This window comes from Tamaricihabitans halophyticus, from assembly GCF_004340875.1.
In the GTDB taxonomy this organism is placed as follows: domain Bacteria; phylum Actinomycetota; class Actinomycetes; order Mycobacteriales; family Pseudonocardiaceae; genus Tamaricihabitans; species Tamaricihabitans halophyticus.
Genome location: NZ_SLXQ01000050.1, coordinates 1 through 1,058, shown reverse-complemented (window position 1 = coordinate 1,058; position 1,058 = coordinate 1). Strand labels below are relative to the sequence as shown.

General features: G+C 65.6%; 1 protein-coding gene. It reads left to right on the top strand.

Going from position 1 to position 1,058, the window contains the following annotated elements; translation table 11 throughout:
- Positions 1–1,026 (top strand): IS30 family transposase (locus tag EV191_RS30000; RefSeq protein ID WP_424565513.1); only part of this gene is annotated, 1,026 nt, incomplete at its 5' end.
- Positions 1,027–1,058: the final 32 nt, after the last annotated feature.

Sequence of the window (1,058 nt, the reverse complement as noted above, 5' to 3'; positions counted from 1 at the left end):
ACTGTCTTGGACCGAGTCGATGCTTCAGCCACCACGGTCAGTGACCGCTACCTCTCGCTCGATGACCGGATCGCGATCGCCGACGCGCTGGTGGTCAAGGACTCGATGCGCACCATCGCCGCCCGGATCGGTAAGCACGTCTCCACGATCTCGCGGGAGGTGCGCGGGCACAGTATCGCCGGCCGGTATCTGCCGCACCGGGCGCATCGGGTGGCGGTGGCGGACCGAGCCCGGCCGAAGCAGTCCAAACTGGTGGTGAACACGATCCTGCGGGCAGCGGTCGAGGAAGGCTTGTCGAGGAAGCTCTCGCCGGAGCAGATCTCATACCGCCTGCGCCGGGATCATCCCGACGACGAGAGCATGCGGGTGAGCCACGAAACGATCTACCAAGCCTTGTACTTCCAAGCCCGCGGTGGACTGAAACGCGAAGTGCAGCAAGCACTCCGGACCGGCCGCACGCGCCGGAAGGCGCAACGCCGCGAGGGCGAGCGGTATCAGCGATTCATCGACCCGATGGTGATGATCAGCGACCGTCCCGCCGAGGTCGAAGACCGTGCGGTCCCTGGGCACTGGGAAGGTGATCTGATCACCGGGGAGCAGAACAAGACCGCGATCGGCACTCTCGTCGAGCGCGCTACCCGCTACACGATGCTGCTGCACCTGCCCGCTGGGCACGACGCCGAGCAGGTCCGTGATGCGATCATCACGGCGATGAAAGACCTCCCTGCGCACCTGCGCGGGTCGCTGACCTGGGATCAAGGGGCGGAGATGGCCCGGCACACGCAGATCAGCGTGGCGACCGACATGCAGGTCTACTTCTGCGACCCGGCCAGCCCTTGGCAGCGCGGCACCAACGAGAACACCAACGGGCTGCTGCGGCAGTACTTCCCCAAAGGCACCGATCTGAGCGTCTACAGCCCCGCCGACCTCGAGCACGTCGCCCAGCAGCTCAACGGCCGACCACGCAAAACGCTCGGCTGGGATACCCCAGCCGAGCGTCTGCGTGATCTAATCACCACCAACTAACAGCAGTGTTGCGTCGACCCCCTGAAACCGCC